Origin of the sequence: Pseudoflavonifractor sp. MSJ-37 (assembly GCF_018917965.1) — a bacterium.
Taxonomy (GTDB): Bacteria; Bacillota; Clostridia; order Oscillospirales; family Oscillospiraceae; genus Pseudoflavonifractor_A.
The window spans coordinates 172,973-191,985 of record NZ_JAHLPP010000004.1; the positions used below are offsets into that span (position 1 = coordinate 172,973).

The window sequence follows — 19,013 nt, forward strand, 5'->3', positions numbered from 1 at the left end:
TCATTTCAGAGAGAGGACGTGGACTCGATGAAGATGGATCTCCGGAAACGGGTCGGAACACTGATCATGTCGGCAGTGATGGCGGCATCCCTCCTGCCCGGCGCGGCGGCCGCCGCACCCACCAAGGTGGTGGCCATGAAGATCGGAAGCCCCTGGTGTGTGATGGGGACCGAGATGAGTCAGCTGGACCAGCAGAGCGATAAGGTCTCCCCGGTGGCGGAAGGCGGTCGGACTCTGGTGCCGATCAGCCGGGTGCTGGCGGCCTTCGGCGGGACGGCCCAGTGGGTACCTGAGACCGGCGGTGTCCGGTGCAGTCTGAACGGCACCGAGGTGGAGCTGAGTTTGGGCTCCACCACTGCGCTGGTGGATGGCGAGGCCGTGGCGCTGGACGTCCCCGCTAAGGCCATGAACAACAGGACTTTCGTGCCCGTCCGCTTCGTCAGCGAGAGCCTGGGCCTGAAGGTGGGGTATGAGCCCACCAACAGGATCGTGGTAGTGGCCGACGGGGATCTGGACACCGGCACCCTCACCTCCATGAGTCAGGTCAGGACGCTGGTAGAAAAGACCAGACCCAGAGGCGAGGCCACTACGCTGACCGCACAGTCGTATAAGCTGGCCTCCGGTACGGTGAGCGCCAAGGTCATCACCGTGGATATGACCGATCCCCGGGTGAGCGTGAAGGCCAATGTGCCTTGGGGGATGCTGAACGCCACGAGGGGCTTTAGCGACATCTGCAAGGCATCCGGGGCCACGGCGGTCATCAACGCCAACTTTTTCGAGGCCTATCAGACCGTGAAGGATCCCATCGGCCATGTGATGGTCAACGGTCAATTCGTCTACGGCAGCAGCGGCCACTCGGCACTGGGCATCACCTCCACCGGAGAGATGCGCTACGGCCGGCCCGCCGTGTTTTTCCGGGTCAAGACTGTGGACGAGGGCACTGCCCAGCAGTGGGCGGGCTTCGAACTCAACGTCACCAAGCAGTTCAAGAACCAGTCAGTGGTCTATACCCACGCCCGGGGCAAGAGCATCACGATCGACTATCCCGGCGTGGTCCTCACGGTGACGAACGGCGTCACCACCGGCTATCAGGCCGTGTCGGCCGGACAGACTGTGGCGATCCCCTCCAACGGCTTCCTGCTTTACTCCAGTCAGGAGGTCACCAAGACCGACTATTACCGGGTCCCGGAGATGGGACGGAAGGTAGTCGTGGAGCCCTATCTCTATCAGGCCGACGCAGAGGGCTTCACGCTGGACGGGGTGCAGACGATCGTCTCCGGCGCGCCCCGCCTGGTGAAAGACGGCAAGATCGAGACCTATGTGGAGCCCGCCTATGCCAAGGACAGCCGCTTCACCACCAGCTCCGCCCCACGGACCGCTGTGGGGAGCACCGCCAACGGGAAGCTCCTGCTGGTCAGCGTCTCATCCGCCACCATCCAGCAGATGCGGGAGCTCATGCTCAAGCTGGGCTGTGTGGACGCCGTTAATCTGGACGGCGGCGGTTCCACCGCCATGTACTACAAGGGACAGACCCTGGCCGCCCCCGGCCGCGCTCTGGTCACCACCCTTCAGGTGTTCGTAGACCAGTGATCCGCCCTAAGATGCAGATATCCCCCGCCGGAGATCCGGCGGGGGATATCTATTCGGTGTGGGTGGACCGCTTACCGGTGGTCTTCAGCGATCTCGCCGCTGCGGAAGGCGGAGAGCAGGGCCATCAGGTCGTCGATCTGCTCCTGGAGCTGACGGCCCACATCGGTGCCCGCGATCTTCATCCGGGACTCCAGCCGCTCGAACACCACAGAGGTGGAGGCGATGTCCTGATTTTCCCGGATAGCGTTCTTCCGGCCAACGAAGGGTTCATGGGACACCAGACGGAAGCAGGCGGAGTTGTAGATCAGAGTATAGCCCGCGATGCCGGTGGTCTTTTGATAGGCCTTGCAGAAGCCGCCGTCGATCACCAGCAGCTTGCCGCCGGCCTTCATGGGGCTCTCGCCCTTCTTGGACTTGACGGGGATATGGCCGTTGATGATGTGGCAGTGGGGGCCCTCCAGACCGAAGTCCTTCAGGATCGCGTCGCAGACGGCGGGGTCGTTGTAGAATTGGTAGTAGGGGTTCTTGGGCTCGGTCCAGGTGGACTCGTCCAGGATGAGCCGCCGCTCGAAGGTGGTCATCCGGTCCCGGCCGAAGATCGGGCTGTTCCGGCCCGCCCACAGGAACCACAGGAAGTCCATGCCGAACTGCCGCTCCGGGGAGCCGGGACGGCTGTAATAAGCCCGGCGGGCCGTCAGGTCGGCATAGTCCAGGAAGTCCTTTCCGGACAGCTTCTGCCCGCCCAAGCTGAAGGTGAGCAGACCGCCATCCTCCGTCATGGGCATACAGCCGTGGAAGAGCAGGTTGCCGTTGAACACCTTGTACAGGCTTCCCTTGGAGTACAGGAAGCGGATGTGCCGCTGGAGCTTCTCGCTGTGCTGGAAGGAGGCGGTGAGCTGGTCGATCAGCGCGTCCTCCTCGGGGGTGAGGGCATAGGGGTCGTTCCGGTCTACGGTGGGGAAGTCGGTGTCCTCCAGCGGGTAGTCCACGCCGTTCAGGCAGATGGACTTTTTCTCATAGTCGATCTTGTCCAGCAGGAGCCGGTCATCCATGTGGAAGTCCGGATTGCGGAGGATCTTTTGGCCCTCCAGCTTGAAAAGGATGATGGTGATGGCCTTGTGCATCCGGGCGGCCAGGAGCTTGTCCTTCTCGGTGTAGTGGGCCTCGTCCTCGTTGGTGAGCTTGACGGTGAAGCGGTGGATGTCGCAGTCCTTGTACACCTCGTTGGCGAACACGGACAGGGGGCGCAGGGAGATGCCGTAGCCGGTCTCGATGACCTCCAGGTTGTTGTAGCGCAGAGAGTTGGCCAGCACCGTGGCCACCAACGTCCGGGAGCCGGAGGCCGCGCCCATCCACAGCACGTCGTGGTTGCCCCACTGGATGTCCACGCTGTGATAGCTCAGCAGAGAGTCCAGGATGATGTCGGCCCGGGGGCCGCGGTCGAAGATGTCGCCCACCAGATGGAGGTGGTCCACCGCCAGACGCTTGATCAGCTCGCAGAGCTGGATCAGGAAGTTGGAGGCACGGTCGATGTCGATGATGGTGGAGATGATCTTCTCGTAGTAGTCCCGCTTGTCGCTGTCTTCGTAGTGGGTGTGGATCAGCTCGTCGATGATGTAGGCATACTCCTTGGGCATGGCCTTGCGGGTCTTGGAGCGGGTATACTTGGAGCTGACCTCCCGGCACATCTCGATCAGCCGGTGGAAGGTGATCCGGTACCACTCCCGCATATCGTCGGTCTCCTGCTCGATCTCCTCCAGCTTCTCCCGAGGGTAGTAGATCAGGGTGGCCAGTTGGTCCAGCTCGGCCTTGGAGACGCTGGTGCCGAAGAGCTTGTCCAGCTTCTCCCGCACCACGCCGGAGGCGGAGTTGAGGATGTGGAGGAAGGCTTCGTATTCGCCATGGACGTCGGAGATGAAGTGCTCCGTGCCCTTGGGCAGGTTCAGGATCGCCTGGAGGTTGATGATCTCCGTGCTGGCCGCCTGGACGGTGGGATACTGCCGGGCCAGCATCTTGAGGTAGTGCAGATCCTGCGGACTATAGGTCTTCGATGGCTTCATGGGAGAGCCTCCTTTTCCTATATTTAGGTGGTCCCATTATGCCACGTTCCGGCGGCGGTTGCAAGAGGGGGAGAGTGGATAAGTTTTTCGTGAGCGGTCGGGGGACCGCTTGCGGGGGGAGGAGATCTCTGTTATACTGTCGAAGAAAGAAACGATAGGGGGCAGAGACCATGGACACCATGATCATCGGCATCGCCGGCGGCACCGGCTCAGGCAAGACCACCCTGACCCGGCGGCTCCAGGAGCGCTTCGGGGAGAACGTGAGCGTGCTCTACCACGACAATTATTACAAGTAGCACAGCGATATGCCCTTCGAAGAGCGGTGCAGACTCAATTACGACCATCCGGACGCCTTCGACACCGGCCGGATGATCCAGGACATCCAGGCCCTGCGTCGGGGCGAGACGATCCAGTGCCCGACCTATGACTACACGATCCACGACCGGGCCGCCGCCGCCATCGAGGTCAAGCCAACCAAGGTCATCCTGGTGGAGGGCATCCTGATCTTCGAGAACAAGGAGCTCCGGGATCTGATGGACATCAAGATCTTCGTGGACACCGATGCGGACGTGCGCATCCTCCGGCGCATCCTGCGGGACGTGAAGGAGCGGGGCCGCTCCTTGGACTCGGTGGTGGAGCAGTACCTCACCACCGTGAAGCCCATGCACGAGCAGTTCGTAGAGCCCTCCAAGCGCAACGCCGATATCATCGTCCTGGAGGGCGGCCACAATGTGGTGGCCCTGGACATGATCATCGAGCGGATCCGGAGCCACGTGGAAGGCCGGCCGTAAGGACATCAGACAGAAGACGCCCCTCCGGGCCTGTGGAGAACAGGTCCCGGAGGGGCGGTCTCGTATGGGCGTGCAGTTCAGAGGGAGGGCTGGATGCGGTCGTCCTCGGTGACCGGCCGCAGGATCCGGCAGGGGACGCCGGCGGCTACCACGCCGGCGGGGATGTCACGGGTGACCACGCTGCCCGCGCCGATGATGCTGCCCCGGCCAATGGTGACGCCGCCGCAGACCGTGGCGTTGGCACCGATCCAAACGTCGTCCTCCAGCGTGATGGGGCTGGAGGTACACAGCCCAGCCGCCCGCTGGTCGGGCAGGAGGGCGTGCCCCACGCAGGAGAGGCAGACGCCGGGGGCGAGGAAGGCATTGGCCCCGATGTGGACCGGGGAGGTGTCCAGGATGGTGCAGTTGTAGTTGATCACCGCCAGCCCATGGGTGTGGATATTGAAGCCGTAGTCACAGTGGAACGTGGGCTCGATGAAGGTCAGGGGGTGACAGGTGCCGAAGAGTTCCTTTAGGATCGCGGCGCGCTCCTCCGTCTGGCTGGGGGAGGTGCGATCGAAGCGCCAGCACAGTTCCTTAGCGATGGCCTGCCGGTCCTTGGGCATCTCCCGGTCCATCCCGCGATAAGGCGCATCGGTCTGCATGAGTTCCAGATAGGTCATGGCGTGTCCTCTCCTTGTGTCGATACAGCCCCGCCGGACAGGGCGTCGGCGTAGGCCTGGTAGCCGGCCTCCCAGGCCGGGTCTTCGGAATCCACGAACAGGTCGGGATAGCGGCGGCTCAGCTCATAGGCCAGATAGTCGGTGAATTTGACCGCGCCCGTGCTGTTCAGGTGGCGCTGGTCATAGAAGTCATCCAGCGTGAGGCCCATGTCCTCATACCGGTCGTTGAAGTCGTCGAAGGGGACCCCTAGTGTGGCGGCCTCCCCGGAGACGGCGGCCATCTTTTCCAGCTGGGTCTCCTCCAGGGCGGTGTTGGAGGGGGCTTTGATCAGCCAGAGCTCCACCCCTCTGGACCGGCACAGGGAGACGATCTGCTCCAGCCAGTATCGGTTCTTCTCGGTCAGCTCCCCAGTCTCGCCTTCGGCCGGGGGGATCGTCTCCGGCCGGACATACTGGCCGGGCAGGAGCACATAGCCCTTGTAGGGATCGTGGAGGCCGGATGGTCTGGTGTCCCAGTCGGCGTCCTCCAGCTCGTCCCAGCGGCCATGGTACTTCATGAAGTTCCAGATCAGCGGGGCCCGCTGACCCTTGGGGGCAGAGACCCGGGCCAGCGCGATCTTGTCGAGGGAGAAGCGCAGGTCGTCCATGAAGGAGAAGTTCACGCCGTCGTCGTGGTATTCCGTATCATTGCCCATCATGTTGCACTCCACCACGAGGAGCTGGGGAGACTGGTATTTCAGGGCCTCCTTCACATAGGTGTAGGTGGCCCACATGGGCTGGAGCTGGGTAGCGAACACATAGCTCTTCACGCCGGTGTCGTGCCACAACTCCAGCGGGGAGAGAGAGGCGTAGATGTGAGAGGAGCCGAAGAACATCACAGTGAACTCCCCCCGGGGCTCATTGTAGAAGCCGCCGATCTTGTTGGTCATGTCCCAGGGGGGATCCAGGGACTTGCGAGCGAAGAGCCAGGTGATCGGCGCGGCGGTCAGCGCCAGGATCAGCAGGAGGGCCAGGCCGCTGAGCAGGAATTTTTTCGTGGAGATCAAGTCTGGTCGCTCCTTCCGTCAGAATTGGAAATAGATGAACTGGGCCGCGGAGAAGCCGGGGCCGTAGATGCCGAAGATCAGGATGGTGTACACCGCCAGCAGATAGCAGAGCCAGCGGAGGGGCAGGGGGCACCGGACCACCAGAGACCGGACTCGGATCCCGGCCTCTCCCAGCAGGTCCACGGCAGCCAGCACCAGCAGGGAGATCCCCATAGCCCATAGCTCTGGGGCCTCCAGTCCAAGAGAGAAGTCAGCGCCCGCCGGGACGCCGCCAGAGAGGACGGAACGGAGGATGTCCACCGCCGTCCGGAACGAGGGGGCTCGGAAGAAGAGCCAGGCGAAGTCGGTCAGCACGAAGGTGACGGCCATCTGGAGGAGCCGCCAGGGCAGGGCCTCCCGGTCCACATGGAGGGCAGCGGAGAGCCGCTCCCGGGCGGGACGGAGAGCATCGCCGATCACCTGGAAGAGGCCATTCAGACCGCCCCATACCACATAGCTCCAGTTGGCCCCGTGCCACAGACCGGAGGCGGTGAAGGTGATCATGGTGTTGAGCCACTTCCGGGGCTTCCCCTTCCGGTTGCCGCCCAAGGGGATGTAGAGATAGTCCCGGAACCAGGTGGACAGGGAGATGTGCCACCGCCGCCAGAACTCGGCGCAGGAGCGGGAGAGGTAGGGCTGACGGAAGTTCTCCATCAGGGAGAAGCCCAGCACCTGGGCCGCGCCGATAGCGGTGTTGGAGTAACCTCCGAAGTCGCAGTAGATCTGGAAGGCGAAGAAGACCGTGGCCAGCGCCAGCGCCCAGGCCGGCATGGTCTGGTAGTGGTCGAAGACCTGGTCCACCAAAATGCCCACCCGGTCGGCGATGACCATCTTCTGGAACAGGCCCCACAGCATGAGCAGGAGCCCGTCCCGGGCCCGGTCGGCCCGGAACTCGTGGCGCTCGTGGACCTGATGGATCAGGTTCTTGGAGCGCTCGATAGGCCCGGCCACCAGCTGGGGGAAGAAGGAGACGAAGAGGGCATAGCGGAAGAAGTTCCGCTCGGCAGGGATCTCGCCCCGGTAGACGTCCATGGTGTAGCTCAGGGCCTGGAAGGTATAGAAGGAGATGCCCACCGGCAGGACCACATCGAACACCGGCTTGCGCATGGTCAGCCCCGCCAGGGCCAAAAGGGCCTCCACATTGTTCCAGAAGAAGTCCCAGTATTTGAAGAAGAAGAGGACGGACAAGTTGATGAGGAAGCTCAGGGCCACCCAGAGCCGCCGTCTCCGCTCCCGCTTCCGGCCGTCGGATATCTGCCCGGCCCGCTGGAGGAGCAGGCCACTGACGAAGGTGACGGCGGTGGAGAAGAGCATGAGCAGGGCATACCGGGGGTCCCAGCACATATAAAAATAGTAGCTGGTCGCCAGCAGCCAGATCCAGCGCACCCGGTGGGGCAGGAGGAAATAGGCTAGTGTGACCAACGGGAAGAAGATCAGGAAATCCAGAGAGTTGAACAGCATATCGCTCCTCCAGTCGGGACGTTCGAGGCATATATCCTCTGCATTATACCATAACTCCGGAACAGTTTCGACTCCTACTTGCAAATCGCGAAAATGATGCTATACTGAAGGATGACTTACTTTTGATAAAATGGAGTTGGACTAGCATGAAACGTACTACTGTCGCGCAGATCTTTGCCGACCAGGCGGCCTTTGACGGTCAGACCGTCACCGTCTGCGGCTGGGCCCGCACTATCCGGGATATGAAGACCTTCGGCTTCATCGAGCTCAATGACGGCTCCTGCTTCCGAAATCTCCAGGTCGTCTTTGCCGACGGCGAGGTGGAGAACTTCAAGGAGATCGCCAAATGCAATGTGGGCACCTCTTTCGTGGTCCGCGGCACCGTGGTCCTGACTCCCGAGGCCAAGCAGCCTCTGGAGGTCCGTGCCCAGTCCATCGAGGTGGAGGGCCCCTCCGCCCCTGACTACCCCCTCCAGAAGAAGCGCCACAGCGTGGAGTACCTGCGGACCATCCAGCACCTGCGTCCCCGCACCAACCTGTTCTCCGCGGCCTTCCGGGTGCGCTCCGTGGCGGCCCACGCGATCCACTGCTTCTTCCAGGACCGGGGCTTCGTCTACGTCCACACCCCCATCATCACCGCCAGCGACTGCGAGGGCGCTGGCGAGATGTTCCAGGTGACGACTCTGGACCTGAACGACGTGCCCAAGACGTCGGACGGCAAGGTGGATTACAGCCAGGACTTCTTCGGCAAGCGGGCCAATCTGACCGTGTCCGGCCAGCTCAACGCCGAGAACTTCGCCATGGCCTTCGGCAACGTGTACACCTTCGGCCCTACCTTCCGGGCGGAGAACTCCAACACCCAGCGCCACGCCGCCGAGTTCTGGATGATCGAGCCGGAGATGGCCTTCGCCGACCTGAACGACTATATGGACACCGCTGAGGCCATGATCAAGCACATCATCAACACGGTCATGGAGAAGTGCCCCGATGAGATGGACTTCTTCTCCAGCTTCGTGGACAAGGGCCTGAAGGACCGCCTCCAGCACGTGGCCACCTCCGACTTCGTGCGGGTGTCCTACACCGACGCGGTGGAGCTGCTGAAGAAGAACAACGACAAGTTCGACTATAAGGTGGAGTGGGGCGCCGACCTCCAGACGGAGCATGAGCGGTTCCTCACCGAGCAGGTGTTCCAGAAGCCTGTGTTCGTCACCGACTACCCCAAGGATATCAAGGCCTTCTATATGCGCCTCAATGATGACGGCAGGACCGTGGCCGCCGCGGACTGTCTGGTCCCCGGCATCGGCGAGATCATCGGCGGCTCCCAGCGTGAGGAGCGTCTGGACCTGCTGGAGGCGCGCATCAAGGAGCTGGGCATGGATCCCAAGGACTACTGGTGGTATCTGGACCTGCGCCGCTACGGCTCCTGCAAGCACGCGGGCTTCGGCCTGGGCTTCGAGCGGATGGTCATGTACCTCACCGGCGTGAGCAACATCCGGGACGTGGAGCTCCATCCCCGCACCGTGGGCAACGCCGACTTCTAAGCAGACTGAGTCTGATCCCCGGACCGCCGATCGGCGGTCCGGGGATCGTTTCGTTACAGGATCGTGATCAAAATTTCATGAACTCTTAATGCTTCCCGGTGTTTTTTACGGTATACTGATATCAGGAGGACCTCGCCGCCGGAGGAGGACCAGCGGCCGGAGAACAAGGAACGAGGTCCATACGGTCCGGGAGGACCGAGGAGGATACTGCTTATGAAACGTCCTGTGGCGATCGTATATACGTCTCAGACCGGCTTTACCGCCCGGTATGCCGGGATGCTGGCCCGGGCGGCCATGATCCCGGCCTATGACCTGAACGACCGGAAGGAGCGGCCCGCCCCCGGCTCGCCGGTGATCTATCTGGGGTGGCTCCGGGCGGAGCATATCAAGGGGCTGGCCCAGGCCCGGCGGCACTATGATATCCAGGCCGTGTGCGCGGTGGGCCTGAGCCGGGGGGACCAGCAGAGGACTGAGAAGCTGGCCGCCGCGTCCAGACTGGGAGACGTGCCACTCTTCTACCTGCGGGGCGGCTATGCGCCGGAGAAGGTGAAGGGGCTGGACGCCCTGATGATGAAGTCCTTCACCAAGCTCCTGTCCAAGTCTCCAGAGGGCGGCGGCCAGCCGGAGATGCTGGAGCTGGTCCGGAACGGAGCCGATTTCGTGTCCGAGGACCGGCTGACGCCGGTGCTGTCCTGGCTGGAGTTCCACAGTTGAGCGTATCGTGACCGGCTGTGCCTCCCTGCTGGAAAAGCGGGATACCATGCTCTTGGAAGAGGAATGACGAACAGGCCGGATGTCCGACTGCGGACATCCGGCCTCAGCGTGTCGAAAAAGTTCGACACGCTTCTCAGAAATGCCAGTTCGTTCTTTGTGAAGAACGAACTGGCATTTCTGAGAGGGAGATGCAGACCGCCACGCGCACTCGCTGCGCTCGCACACTTGCGGCCTGAGAAGAGTTTTTTCTGAGGCGCATGTCCCCAGAAAAAACGCCTTGTATCTTATTCCGTCACCTGCGGGTGACGGAACTCTGCGAGGCTCTTGCATCGTTCCCCGTGAGAAACCACTTTTTTGACAGACTGAGGCCGGATGTCCGACAACGGACATCCGGCCTGTTTTATGATCCAGCAGTGCTTCAGAGGCTCCCCAGCAGCGCCTCCACGGAGCAGCCCACATAGTCCGCGTCCTCGAAAGTGGTGAAGGGGCCAACGGAGAAGCGGACGGTGCCCTGGGGGAAGGTGTTCAGAGCCTTGTGGGCCAGAGGGGCGCAGTGGAGGCCGCACCGGGTGGAGATGCCGTAGTCCTGACTGAGCCGGAAGGCCATCTCCCCATTGTCCGCGGTCTGGAAGTCCACCGAGACCACGCCGGTGCGGAGAGAGAGGTCGTCCGTGCCCACCACCCGGAGGCCCATGCCCTCCAGTTCCTTCATCCGGGCCCACAGGTGGCAGGCCACCTTGTGTTCCTTTTTCCATAGCGCCGGGCCCTGCTCCTCCAGCCAGCACAGGGCGGCATGGAGGCCGTAGATCCCGGGCAGATCCAACGTCCCGGCCTCGAAGCGGTCGGGGAGGAAGGAGGGCATCTCCAGCTCGTGGGAGACGCTCCCGGTGCCGCCGGCGATCAGGGGCTCCATCTCCTCGGCCAACTGGTCGGTGAGCACCATGAGGCCGATGCCCTGAGGGCCCAGCAGACCCTTGTGTCCCGGGAAGGCCAGACCGTCGATGCCCATCTCCGCCATGTCGATGGGCACTGCGCCGGCGGTCTGGGAGGCGTCCACCAGAAAGCGGATGCCGCGCTCCCGGCAGAGCCGGCCCACCGGGCCGATGGGGAGGATCGTGCCGCACACGTTGGAGGCGTGGGTCAGGACCACGGCCCTGGTGCCGGGCGTCAGATGGGCGGGGACCTCCTCCAGCCGGAGCGCGCCCGTCTCATCGCAGGGCAGGTAGTCGATCTCCACCCCAGTCTTCTGGAGCTGAGTCAGGGGGCGGAGGACCGCGTTGTGCTCCATGGGGGAGGTGACCACCCGGTCGCCGGGCTTCAGCAGGCCCTTGAGCATATCGTTCAGGGAGTGGGTAGAGCCGGGGGTGAAGATCACATTGCGGGTACCGGGACCGTTGACCAGCTTCTTCACCTGTTCCCGGGTCTCCAGGGCCAGAGAGGCGGCGTCATAGGCGGCCTCATAGTCGCCGCGGCCGATGTTGCAGCCCACGTTGAGGATATAGTCGGACATGGCCTCGGCCACGCCGGGGGCCTTTGGGTAGGAAGTCGCGGCATTGTCCATATATACGGTGCGCATGATAGGAACGCTCCTCTTCTCTCATTTTTAGGGATACGGGGATAGTCGTTCAGTCCAGCTCGGTCTCCCACACCGGGCGGAGGTCATAGCCCTTCTGGACCATGCCCCGGATCAGGCGGTCCAGCGCGGTACCGGTGGAGAAGCTGTCCTCCAGCTCCAGCCGCACGGCGTACTTTTTGCCGGCAGAGCCCCGGATCAGCTCAGTGACCCGGAGGGCACGGCTGCCGGAGTAGTCCGCATCCCACACCCGCCAGCCGGACTGGGACAGGGACTGATGGACAGAACGGCTCCCGCTGTCCAGAGCGGCGATGTGGCACCGGGTCCAGACCAGCCGGGCCAGGACCTCATTCCCCTCCTCCAACTGTTCCAGTGCGGTCTCGGCGCTGGAGCCGTCCACCAGCAGACCGATCTGATGTCCCCGGCCGAGGGCCTGCCGGACCTGCGCGCTCCGCTGGGACAGGTCCTCCGGCTGGAACAGGAAGAGGGCCTTCCTGCCGCCGCGCTGGTCCAGGACGGAGAGGATCCGGTCCAGATCGGAGGAGTCGTCCACACATCGGAAGGCCAGATAGGCCCGCACATCGGGCTCATCCTCCGGGGCGGAGGGGGAGACGGCGGGGCTCTGGACTGAGGACGCGGTGCGGGTAGGGGAGGGCGTGGCCGTAGCGGCGGCGGCCGCGTTCAGGGCGGCCAGATAGCGGTCATAGCGGCCCTGCATATAGGAAGTGGCGGAGTTGATGAACTTCTCGTCGTTCAGAGCGGCATAGCCGTTCTTGATGCGGATCAGCACGCCAGAGGTCCGGGTGGGCCGGTAGCTGTACTGGAGCCCGAAGAATTGGCACACGCCGTTGGCGGGCACATAGGTCTTGCCGTTGCGGACGATGGCTCGCATATCGGTGGGATCGCCGTCGGCGAGGCAGGTCTGGCTGTCGATATCGAAGACCAGAGTGCCCTTCAGGCTGAACAGGGTGAGGGTGTGCTCGGAGTCGTCCTTATACTGGAGACAGGAGACGCCCAGATCCACCCCGGTGACATTCTTATCGAAGGTGGTGCAGGGCACATAGATGGTGCCGTTCACGGCCAGAGGCATATTGGCGGCAGAGAGCTCGCCCTTGTCCACGAAGGTCTCGTTGACGGCCAGCTGGTAGACCTGGGGCTCTCCGGAGGCGCCCGCCCAAGGGAAGGACAGGGCCACCGTCACCAGGAGTGCGCACAGCAGAGCGGCGCCCAGGCGGCTCCAAGTATGTCGTGCCATCAGGGGCACCTCCTCTCATCCAATGGGATAGCATCCTGATTATATCATGCCTGCCCCGGCGGGTAAAGGCCGAGCCTGTGGTGGAAAGCGCCGGGAAAAAGCGGGAGATCTTTTCAGATAGGGCTTGACTTTTTCGGAAGATGCGGTATCATATAAACAAATGATGGATCGAATAAACATAAGCTTAGAGAGGTGAGCGCGATGACCCAGCGGGAGCGGCAGCTGCTCCGTTGGATCGAGGAGGATCCCATGATCTCCCAGCAGGAGCTGGCGGAGAAGGCAGGGATCGCCCGGTCCTCGGTGGCGGTGCATATCTCCAACCTGATGAAGAAGGGCTATATCGTCGGCAAGGGCTATATCGTCCACACGGCCCCCTACGCCGTGGTGATCGGCGGCGTGAACATGGACATCGGCGGCCGTCCCCACCAGAAGCTGGTGGCGCAGGACTCCAATCCCGGCCGGGTCCACATGAGCCTGGGCGGTGTGGGCCGCAACATCGCCCACAATATGTGCTTGCTGGGCGTGGACGTGCGGATGCTGACCGCCTTCGGCGACGATCTGTACGCCCAGAAGATCGCGGCCTCCTGCGGCGAGCTGGGGCTGGACATCTCCCACTCCCTCCAGGTACCGGGGGCGTCCACGTCCACCTATCTCTTCGTGGCAGACGAGTCCGGCGATATGTCGGTGGCCGTGTCGGATATGGAGATCTACGACCACATGACGCCCAACTATCTGGCATCCCAGCAGAGCTTGCTGGACGATGCCCAGCTGATCGTGTTCGACACCAATATCCCGGCGGAGTCCATCCGGTGGCTGGCGGACCACGCCAAGGTGCCGCTGTTCTCCGATCCCGTGTCCACCGCCAAGGCGGAGAAGCTCCGCCCGGTGCTGGGCAGGCTCCACACCCTCAAGCCCAACCGGATCGAGGCGGAGCTGCTCTCCGGTGTGGAGATCCGGGACGAGGCCAGCCTGAACAGGGCCGCCGATGTCCTGCTGGACACCGGCCTGCGCCGGGTGCTGATTTCCATGGGCGGCGACGGTATCTTCGCCGCCGACCACAATGCCCGCTGTCATGTGCCCTGCTGCCCCGGCACGATGGTGAACACCACCGGCTGCGGCGACGCCTCTATGGCGGCGGTGGCCTGGGCCTATCTGGAGGGTACCGATCTGGAGGGCACTACCCGTGCCGCTCTGGCCGCCGGAGCCGTGGCCATGGAGAGTGCCGAGACCATCAACCCCGCCATGAGCGCGGAGGCCCTGCGGGAGCGCATGGGCCGCTGAACTGCGTCGCCCCCAGGCGGCCTGTGCCGCCGAATGGATAGAATGGAACCATACCGTCTTTACTTTATCAATGGAGGTCTTTGAAATGAGCCTGAACAAGTATCTGGATGTCGCCCCTGAAGTCGCCGCCGCGGTCGCCGCCGGCAAGCCCGTCGTGGCCCTGGAGTCCACTATCATCTCCCACGGCATGCCCTATCCCCAGAACGTGGAGACCGCGCTGAAGGTGGAGGAGATCATTCGGGAGAACGGCGCGGTGCCTGCCACCATCGCTGTGATCGGCGGCCGCCTGAAGGCGGGTCTGAGCAAGGATGAGATCGAGTACCTGGGCAAGAAGGGCGCGGACGTGGCCAAGGCCAGCCGCCGCGATCTGGCCGTTCTGGTGTCCAAGAAGGCCGACGGCGCCACCACCGTCACCACCACCATGATCATCGCCCACATGGCCGGCATCAAGATCTTCGCCACCGGCGGCATCGGCGGCGTGCACCGCGGCGCCGAGACCACCATGGACATCTCCGCCGACTTGGAGGAGCTGGCCCACACCCCTGTCATGGTCGTCTGCGCCGGCGCCAAGTCCATCCTGGACCTGGGCCTGACTCTGGAGTATCTGGAGACCCACGGCGTGCCCGTCATCGGCTACGGCACCAAGGAACTGCCCGCCTTCTACACCCGCAAGAGCGGCTTCGGCGTGGACTATGAGCTGGATACGCCTGAGGAGCTGGCCAACGCCTTCCAGACCAGCCTGGACCTGGGCTTCCAGGGCGGCATGCTGGTGACCAACCCCATCCCCGAGGAGTATTCCATGGATCACGACGTGATCAACAAGGCCATCGACGAGGCCATCAAGGAGGCCAGCGAGCAGGGCATCCACGGCAAGGCCACCACGCCCTTCCTGCTGGCCAAGGTCAAGGAGCTCACCGGCGGCGACAGCCTGGACTCCAACATCCAGCTGGTGTTCAACAACGCCCGTCTGGCCGCCAAGACCGCCTGCGCTCTGTCCGCCAAGAACTGAGCACAGCGGAAAAGACGATAAGAACGATGCCCGTCCGGCTCCCTGTCAGGGGAGCCGGACGGGCGTTTGCATATCCTGGATACGAGCGGTCAGAGATCAGATCTCATAGCACTTGAACTTCTGGTCCTCTTTGAAGCGGAACTCCATGCTCAGAAGGTTGCCCTCCATCCGGCGTTCCATCTCCTGGTCCAGCTCCAGGCACCAGCCAGACTTGTCGTGCTCCTGCCACTTGTCATAGTCGGCCCAATAGATGACCACATAGATCTCGCCGGGGACATCGCGGCTGATCCAGAGTTCCTTGCCCAAGAAGCCCTCGGAGATCTTCAGGCGGCTGGTCCAGACCTCGTCATCCAGCGCGATCCAGCGGTCCACCCAGTCGGGCGTGACCTTGACCCGGATCTCCTCTACGGCGATAGGCTGGTCCAGTTTACGGATATTCTTGAGTTCCATTTTGATGTCTGCTCCTTTCAGCGGACGGCGATGCCGTCGGATCGTGATATGATGCGCTACTGATAAATATACCAGAAGGCGGAAAAAATGCAAGAGCATCTTGGTCAATATCGACAAAAAGCCCCGCGGCGTGCTCGATCGGGAGACACGCCGCGGGGCTTGGTCTTTGTTGTATAAGGGTTCACTCTTGAGCGCGGAGGCTGCGGCCGGCGCCGTGATAGATGGGCTTCCACTCCACCCGGCGCACCAGCGCGGCCACCGAGATGGGCACGTAGGTGAACATGAAGATCGGGAAGGTGAAGAGGTACAGGAGCTTCCGGCCGGTAGAGATGTGGATCTGCTTCCACTCGGTGATGGTAGTCATCACGCCGAAAAGGAAGAGGCCCAGATAGAAGTTCACCACTGCCATGGTCAGGAAGTGGGTGGTCTCCCGGACCACCAGATGGGCCAGATAGGTAGGCTCTGCCACGCAGGCAAAGAGGACGAAGGCATTGAACACGATGCCCAGCAGGGTGAGGAGCATCCCGGGAGCCACAGTCATGAGCATATCATAGCAGGAGAAGCCCTTCCGGCCGCCCTTGAGGCAGTTCTTCATCAGGTCGATGCCGTATTTCAGGTCCACCTGATAGAAGCCCTTAGACCAGCGGAGCCGCTGATCCCAGGACTGCTGGAAGGTGACGGGCTGCTCGTCATAGATCACAGCATCCTCGCAGTAGCCGATCCGGCGGCCCTGGATGGCACTGCTGATGGAGAACTCGATATCCTCCGTCAGCAGATGGAAGGGCCAGCCGCCGTTCTCCCGGACGACCTTGGCGGAGACCAGGAAGCCGGTGCCGGACACATGGCAGTTGGTGCCCAGGGCCATCCGGGGGGCGTTGAGGAACCGGGCCTCCCGCAGGAACCACAGACCGTAGCCGGCGGAGATCCAGTTGTCTCCGAAGTTCTTGGAGTTGCGGTAGCAGGTGAGGGCGTCGTATCGGCCGGTGCTGAAGGTCCGGTCCATGGCGGCCACGAAGCCGGGATCGACGTAGTTGTCAGCGTCGAACACGAAAAAGGCGTCATACACGTCCCGGCCCTCGGTGCGGAGGCGGCGGAACAGATAGTCCAGCGCGTAGCCCTTGCCCACCTGGACCTTGTTGAAGCGCTCATACACGAAAGCGCCGGCCTGCCGGGCCACATCGGCGGTGTCATCGGTGCAGTTGTCTGCGATCACATAGATATCCAGCCGGTCGGAGGGATAGTCCTGAGCCTTCAGGCTTTGTATCAGGCCGGCGATCACGTTGGCCTCGTTCCGGGCAGAGATGACGGCGGCATAGCGGTGCAGGCCGCCGGGGGCCTTGGTCAGGGCCCGGCGGTGCCGACGGGCCAGGCCGATGAACAGATATACCAGCTGATAAGCGTAGGCCAGTGTCAGGATCACGGCCAAAATGAAATCGAATCGTCTGACGAAGGAAAGCATAGCGGATCTCCCTTACTTTCTGTTTACGGTCTGTGTCCTCTCCGATGGAGGGAACGTCCATTTACGAGACGATATCATAGCACCTTCGCAAAATATTACAAGAGTTTTACCGACCAATTAATAGAATGTTAAGACAATCTTTTTATTCTATTCATACAAAAATGCCTGGTTTGATTTAGATATCGAAGCTGGATGGGGCATATCCGGTATTTTTATGTGTAAAATATCGGCCTCCGCAGACGCCTGCGGAGGCCGATATCATGGATATTTCATTGCAAAGACCGGGAAAGGATTCACATTTTCTCGGGAGCGCTGACGCCGATCAGGCCCAGGCAGTTGGCGAGGACCAGACGGACCGTGTCAGCCAGCTTGAGGCGGGCGGAGAGGATCGCGGGGGCCTCGCCCTTGATATAGCAGGCATTGTAGAACCGGTGGAAATCACCGGCCAGAGCCAGCAGGTACCGGTCGATCCGGCTGGGATCGTAGTCCCGGACCGCCAGATGGATCTCTTCGGGGAGCTGGGCCAGGCCCTTGATCAGGGCCTTCTCCTCCGCGGTAGTGAACAAGGAGGCGTCCACGGCGGAGGCGGCAGGAACGGAGGCGCCCTCCTCGGCCAGACGGGCTACCAGAGAGCAGATCCGGGCGTGGGCATACTGGACGTAGTACACCGGGTTCTCGCTGTCCTCTTTGACCGCCAGGTCCAGATCGAAATCCACGGGACTGGTGGCGGAGCGGGAGTTGAAGAAGTAGCGGGCGGCGTCCACGCTCACCTCGTCCAGCAGATCGTGGAGGGCGATGGCCTTGCCGGAGCGCTTGGACATCCGCACGGGCTTGCCGTCCTGGAGCAGGTTGACCAGCTGCATGAGCACCACCACCAGCCGGTGGGAGCCATCCAGGCCCAGACCGTCCAGAGCGGCCTGGAGGCGGGCCACATGACCGTGATGGTCGGCGCCCCAGATGTTGATGGCGGTGTCGAAGCCCCGCTTCTCCAGCTTGTTCCGGTGATAGGCGATGTCGGCGGCGAAGTAGGTGTAGAAGCCGTTGGCCCGGCGGAGCACGTCGTCCTTCAGGTCCAGCTTGTCCACTTGCTCCTGGGTCTTGCCCTCGTTCAGGAACTTCTTCTTCAGCAGACCGGTGGTGCTCAGCCACAGAGCGCCGTCCTTCTCATAGGTCCAGCCGTTCTTGGCCAGCAGGTCCACGGTCTCGGCCACATAGCCGCTCTCGTGGAGCTCGGACTCGAAGAACCACTGGTCATATTCGATCTGATAGCGGGCCAGATCGCGCTTCATCTTGGGGATGTTCACGTCCAGGCCGAAGCGGCTCATGGGCTCCAGCCACTCGGACTCGGGGGCGTCCTTATAGGCATCGCCGTGCTTGGCATAGAAGCCCTGGGCCAGTTCCTTGATGTCGTCGCCGTGGTAGCCGTTTTCCGGGAACGCGAAGCCGTCCTCGCCCAGGATGATCTGCATATAACGGGCGTGGATGGACTCGGCGAACTTGTGGATCTGGTTGCCGGCGTCGTTCACATAGAACTCCTTCCATGTGTCGAAGCCGGCCCGATGGAGGACGTTGGCCAGAGAGTCGCCCAGGACGCCGCCCCGGGCGTTGCCCATGTGCATGGGACCGGTGGGGTTGGCGGAGACGAACTCCACCATGACCCTGCGGCCCTTGCCCTCGTCGCTCCTGCCGTACTCCATGCCCTCGGTCTCGATGTCGGCGAGCACGTCGCCGTACCACTTGGAGCCCATGAAGAAGTTCAGGAAGCCGGGACCGGCGATCTCGGCCCGCTGGAAGTAGCTGCCCTCCAGGTCCAGATGGTCCACGACGGCCTGGGCGATGGCCCGGGGAGCCATGTGCATGGCCTTGGCACCGGCCATGGCGAAGGAAGAGGCGTAGTCGCCGTTCTTGGGATCCTTGGGGATCTCCACGGAGGCATCCACCTCCACACCGGCGGGCAGGACGCCCGCGGCCGCGGCCTTCTCATAGGCCGCCTTGGTCAGCGCGGAGACCTGCTCCCGCGCGGCTTGGATCATATTCGACATATTGATGATTCCTCTCTATTCCAACTACTGCGGTGGATAA

The 19,013-nt window shown here is 62.6% G+C and carries 14 protein-coding genes and 1 pseudogene; 6 read left to right on the forward strand and 9 right to left on the reverse strand.

From position 1 onward, the window contains the following. Positions 1-27 precede the first annotated feature (27 nt). Positions 28-1,590: a phosphodiester glycosidase family protein gene (locus KQI12_RS09600; protein WP_216572842.1), complete on the forward strand. Its 1,563-nt coding sequence runs from the start codon at positions 28-30 to the stop codon at positions 1,588-1,590. Between the two features lie 71 nt (positions 1,591-1,661). On the opposite strand, the gene KQI12_RS09605 is transcribed toward KQI12_RS09600, so the two are convergent. After that, on the reverse strand, positions 1,662-3,650 hold the full coding sequence (locus tag KQI12_RS09605) for a fructose-1,6-bisphosphatase (RefSeq protein WP_216572843.1): 1,989 nt from the start codon (positions 3,648-3,650) through the stop codon (positions 1,662-1,664). A 170-nt stretch (positions 3,651-3,820) separates the two neighbouring features. On the opposite strand from KQI12_RS09605, the pseudogene udk reads away from it, so the two are divergent. Continuing rightward, positions 3,821-4,441 (forward strand): annotated as a pseudogene (udk, locus tag KQI12_RS09610) (uridine kinase). 77 nt (positions 4,442-4,518) lie between these two features. On the opposite strand, the gene KQI12_RS09615 reads toward udk, so the two are convergent. The 3 genes from KQI12_RS09615 to KQI12_RS09625 are packed head-to-tail and all read right to left on the reverse strand — an operon-like array spanning position 4,519 to position 7,649. Further along, the gene (locus KQI12_RS09615; RefSeq protein ID WP_371818010.1) at positions 4,519-5,085 is read right to left on the reverse strand and encodes a sugar O-acetyltransferase; all 567 of its coding nucleotides are present in this window, start codon (positions 5,083-5,085) and stop codon (positions 4,519-4,521) included. Positions 5,086-5,099: 14 nt separating this feature from the next. Continuing rightward, positions 5,100-6,149: a hypothetical protein gene (locus tag KQI12_RS09620; RefSeq protein WP_216572845.1), complete on the reverse strand. Its 1,050-nt coding sequence runs from the start codon at positions 6,147-6,149 to the stop codon at positions 5,100-5,102. Positions 6,150-6,167: 18 nt separating this feature from the next. Further along, entirely contained in the window at positions 6,168-7,649 is a 1,482-nt protein-coding gene (locus KQI12_RS09625; RefSeq protein WP_216572846.1) for an MBOAT family protein, read from the reverse strand. 146 nt (positions 7,650-7,795) lie between these two features. Between KQI12_RS09625 and asnS the strand changes: the two genes are divergently transcribed. Both asnS and KQI12_RS09635 read left to right on the forward strand, forming a co-directional pair. Beyond that, positions 7,796-9,190, forward strand: a complete 1,395-nt coding sequence (gene asnS, locus KQI12_RS09630; protein ID WP_216572847.1) for an asparagine--tRNA ligase — start codon at positions 7,796-7,798, stop codon at positions 9,188-9,190. A 213-nt stretch (positions 9,191-9,403) separates the two neighbouring features. Next, positions 9,404-9,904 carry a hypothetical protein gene (locus KQI12_RS09635; protein ID WP_216572848.1) on the forward strand — a complete coding sequence of 167 codons (501 nt, stop codon included), beginning with the start codon at positions 9,404-9,406 and terminating at the stop codon, positions 9,902-9,904. A 418-nt stretch (positions 9,905-10,322) separates the two neighbouring features. Here KQI12_RS09635 and KQI12_RS09640 read toward each other — a convergent pair whose 3' ends face one another. Continuing rightward, positions 10,323-11,480, reverse strand: a complete 1,158-nt coding sequence (locus KQI12_RS09640; RefSeq protein ID WP_216572849.1) for an aminotransferase class V-fold PLP-dependent enzyme — start codon at positions 11,478-11,480, stop codon at positions 10,323-10,325. Positions 11,481-11,529: 49 nt separating this feature from the next. Further along, a complete protein-coding gene (locus KQI12_RS09645; RefSeq protein ID WP_216572850.1) occupies positions 11,530-12,732 on the reverse strand; it encodes a hypothetical protein in 1,203 nt (400 codons plus the stop codon). A 201-nt stretch (positions 12,733-12,933) separates the two neighbouring features. On the opposite strand from KQI12_RS09645, the gene KQI12_RS09650 reads away from it, so the two are divergent. Both KQI12_RS09650 and KQI12_RS09655 read left to right on the forward strand, forming a co-directional pair. Continuing rightward, the gene (locus KQI12_RS09650) at positions 12,934-14,013 is read left to right on the forward strand and encodes a PfkB family carbohydrate kinase (RefSeq protein ID WP_216572917.1); all 1,080 of its coding nucleotides are present in this window, start codon (positions 12,934-12,936) and stop codon (positions 14,011-14,013) included. A gap of 85 nt (positions 14,014-14,098) precedes the next feature. Further along, positions 14,099-15,022: a pseudouridine-5'-phosphate glycosidase gene (locus KQI12_RS09655; protein WP_216572851.1), complete on the forward strand. Its 924-nt coding sequence runs from the start codon at positions 14,099-14,101 to the stop codon at positions 15,020-15,022. Between the two features lie 96 nt (positions 15,023-15,118). Here KQI12_RS09655 and KQI12_RS09660 read toward each other — a convergent pair whose 3' ends face one another. The 3 genes from KQI12_RS09660 to argS all read right to left on the reverse strand — a co-directional run bounded on the left by KQI12_RS09660 (position 15,119) and on the right by argS (position 18,973). Next, positions 15,119-15,472, reverse strand: coding sequence for a TIGR03792 family protein (locus KQI12_RS09660; RefSeq protein WP_216572852.1), 354 nt, complete (start codon positions 15,470-15,472; stop codon positions 15,119-15,121). A gap of 181 nt (positions 15,473-15,653) precedes the next feature. Next, the gene (locus KQI12_RS09665) at positions 15,654-16,931 is read right to left on the reverse strand and encodes a glycosyltransferase family 2 protein (RefSeq protein WP_216572853.1); all 1,278 of its coding nucleotides are present in this window, start codon (positions 16,929-16,931) and stop codon (positions 15,654-15,656) included. A 293-nt stretch (positions 16,932-17,224) separates the two neighbouring features. After that, positions 17,225-18,973: an arginine--tRNA ligase gene (gene argS / locus KQI12_RS09670; RefSeq protein ID WP_216572854.1), complete on the reverse strand. Its 1,749-nt coding sequence runs from the start codon at positions 18,971-18,973 to the stop codon at positions 17,225-17,227. Positions 18,974-19,013: the final 40 nt, after the last annotated feature.

Excerpts from the sequence above, each read along its gene's own strand:
- KQI12_RS09645 (WP_216572850.1), bottom strand. The coding sequence starts at position 12,732 with ATGGCACGACATACTTGGAGCCGCCTGGGCGCCGCTCTGCTGTGCGCA.
- asnS (WP_216572847.1), top strand. The coding sequence starts at position 7,796 with ATGAAACGTACTACTGTCGCGCAGATCTTTGCCGACCAGGCGGCCTTT.
- KQI12_RS09650 (WP_216572917.1), top strand. The coding sequence starts at position 12,934 with ATGACCCAGCGGGAGCGGCAGCTGCTCCGTTGGATCGAGGAGGATCCC.
- KQI12_RS09640 (WP_216572849.1), bottom strand. The coding sequence starts at position 11,480 with ATGCGCACCGTATATATGGACAATGCCGCGACTTCCTACCCAAAGGCC.
- KQI12_RS09625 (WP_216572846.1), bottom strand. The coding sequence starts at position 7,649 with ATGCTGTTCAACTCTCTGGATTTCCTGATCTTCTTCCCGTTGGTCACA.
- argS (WP_216572854.1), bottom strand. The coding sequence starts at position 18,973 with ATGTCGAATATGATCCAAGCCGCGCGGGAGCAGGTCTCCGCGCTGACC.
- KQI12_RS09615 (WP_371818010.1), bottom strand. The coding sequence starts at position 5,085 with ATGCAGACCGATGCGCCTTATCGCGGGATGGACCGGGAGATGCCCAAG.
- KQI12_RS09605 (WP_216572843.1), bottom strand. The coding sequence starts at position 3,650 with ATGAAGCCATCGAAGACCTATAGTCCGCAGGATCTGCACTACCTCAAG.
- KQI12_RS09660 (WP_216572852.1), bottom strand. The coding sequence starts at position 15,472 with ATGGAACTCAAGAATATCCGTAAACTGGACCAGCCTATCGCCGTAGAG.
- KQI12_RS09665 (WP_216572853.1), bottom strand. The coding sequence starts at position 16,931 with ATGCTTTCCTTCGTCAGACGATTCGATTTCATTTTGGCCGTGATCCTG.
- KQI12_RS09655 (WP_216572851.1), top strand. The coding sequence starts at position 14,099 with ATGAGCCTGAACAAGTATCTGGATGTCGCCCCTGAAGTCGCCGCCGCG.
- KQI12_RS09635 (WP_216572848.1), top strand. The coding sequence starts at position 9,404 with ATGAAACGTCCTGTGGCGATCGTATATACGTCTCAGACCGGCTTTACC.
- KQI12_RS09600 (WP_216572842.1), top strand. The coding sequence starts at position 28 with ATGAAGATGGATCTCCGGAAACGGGTCGGAACACTGATCATGTCGGCA.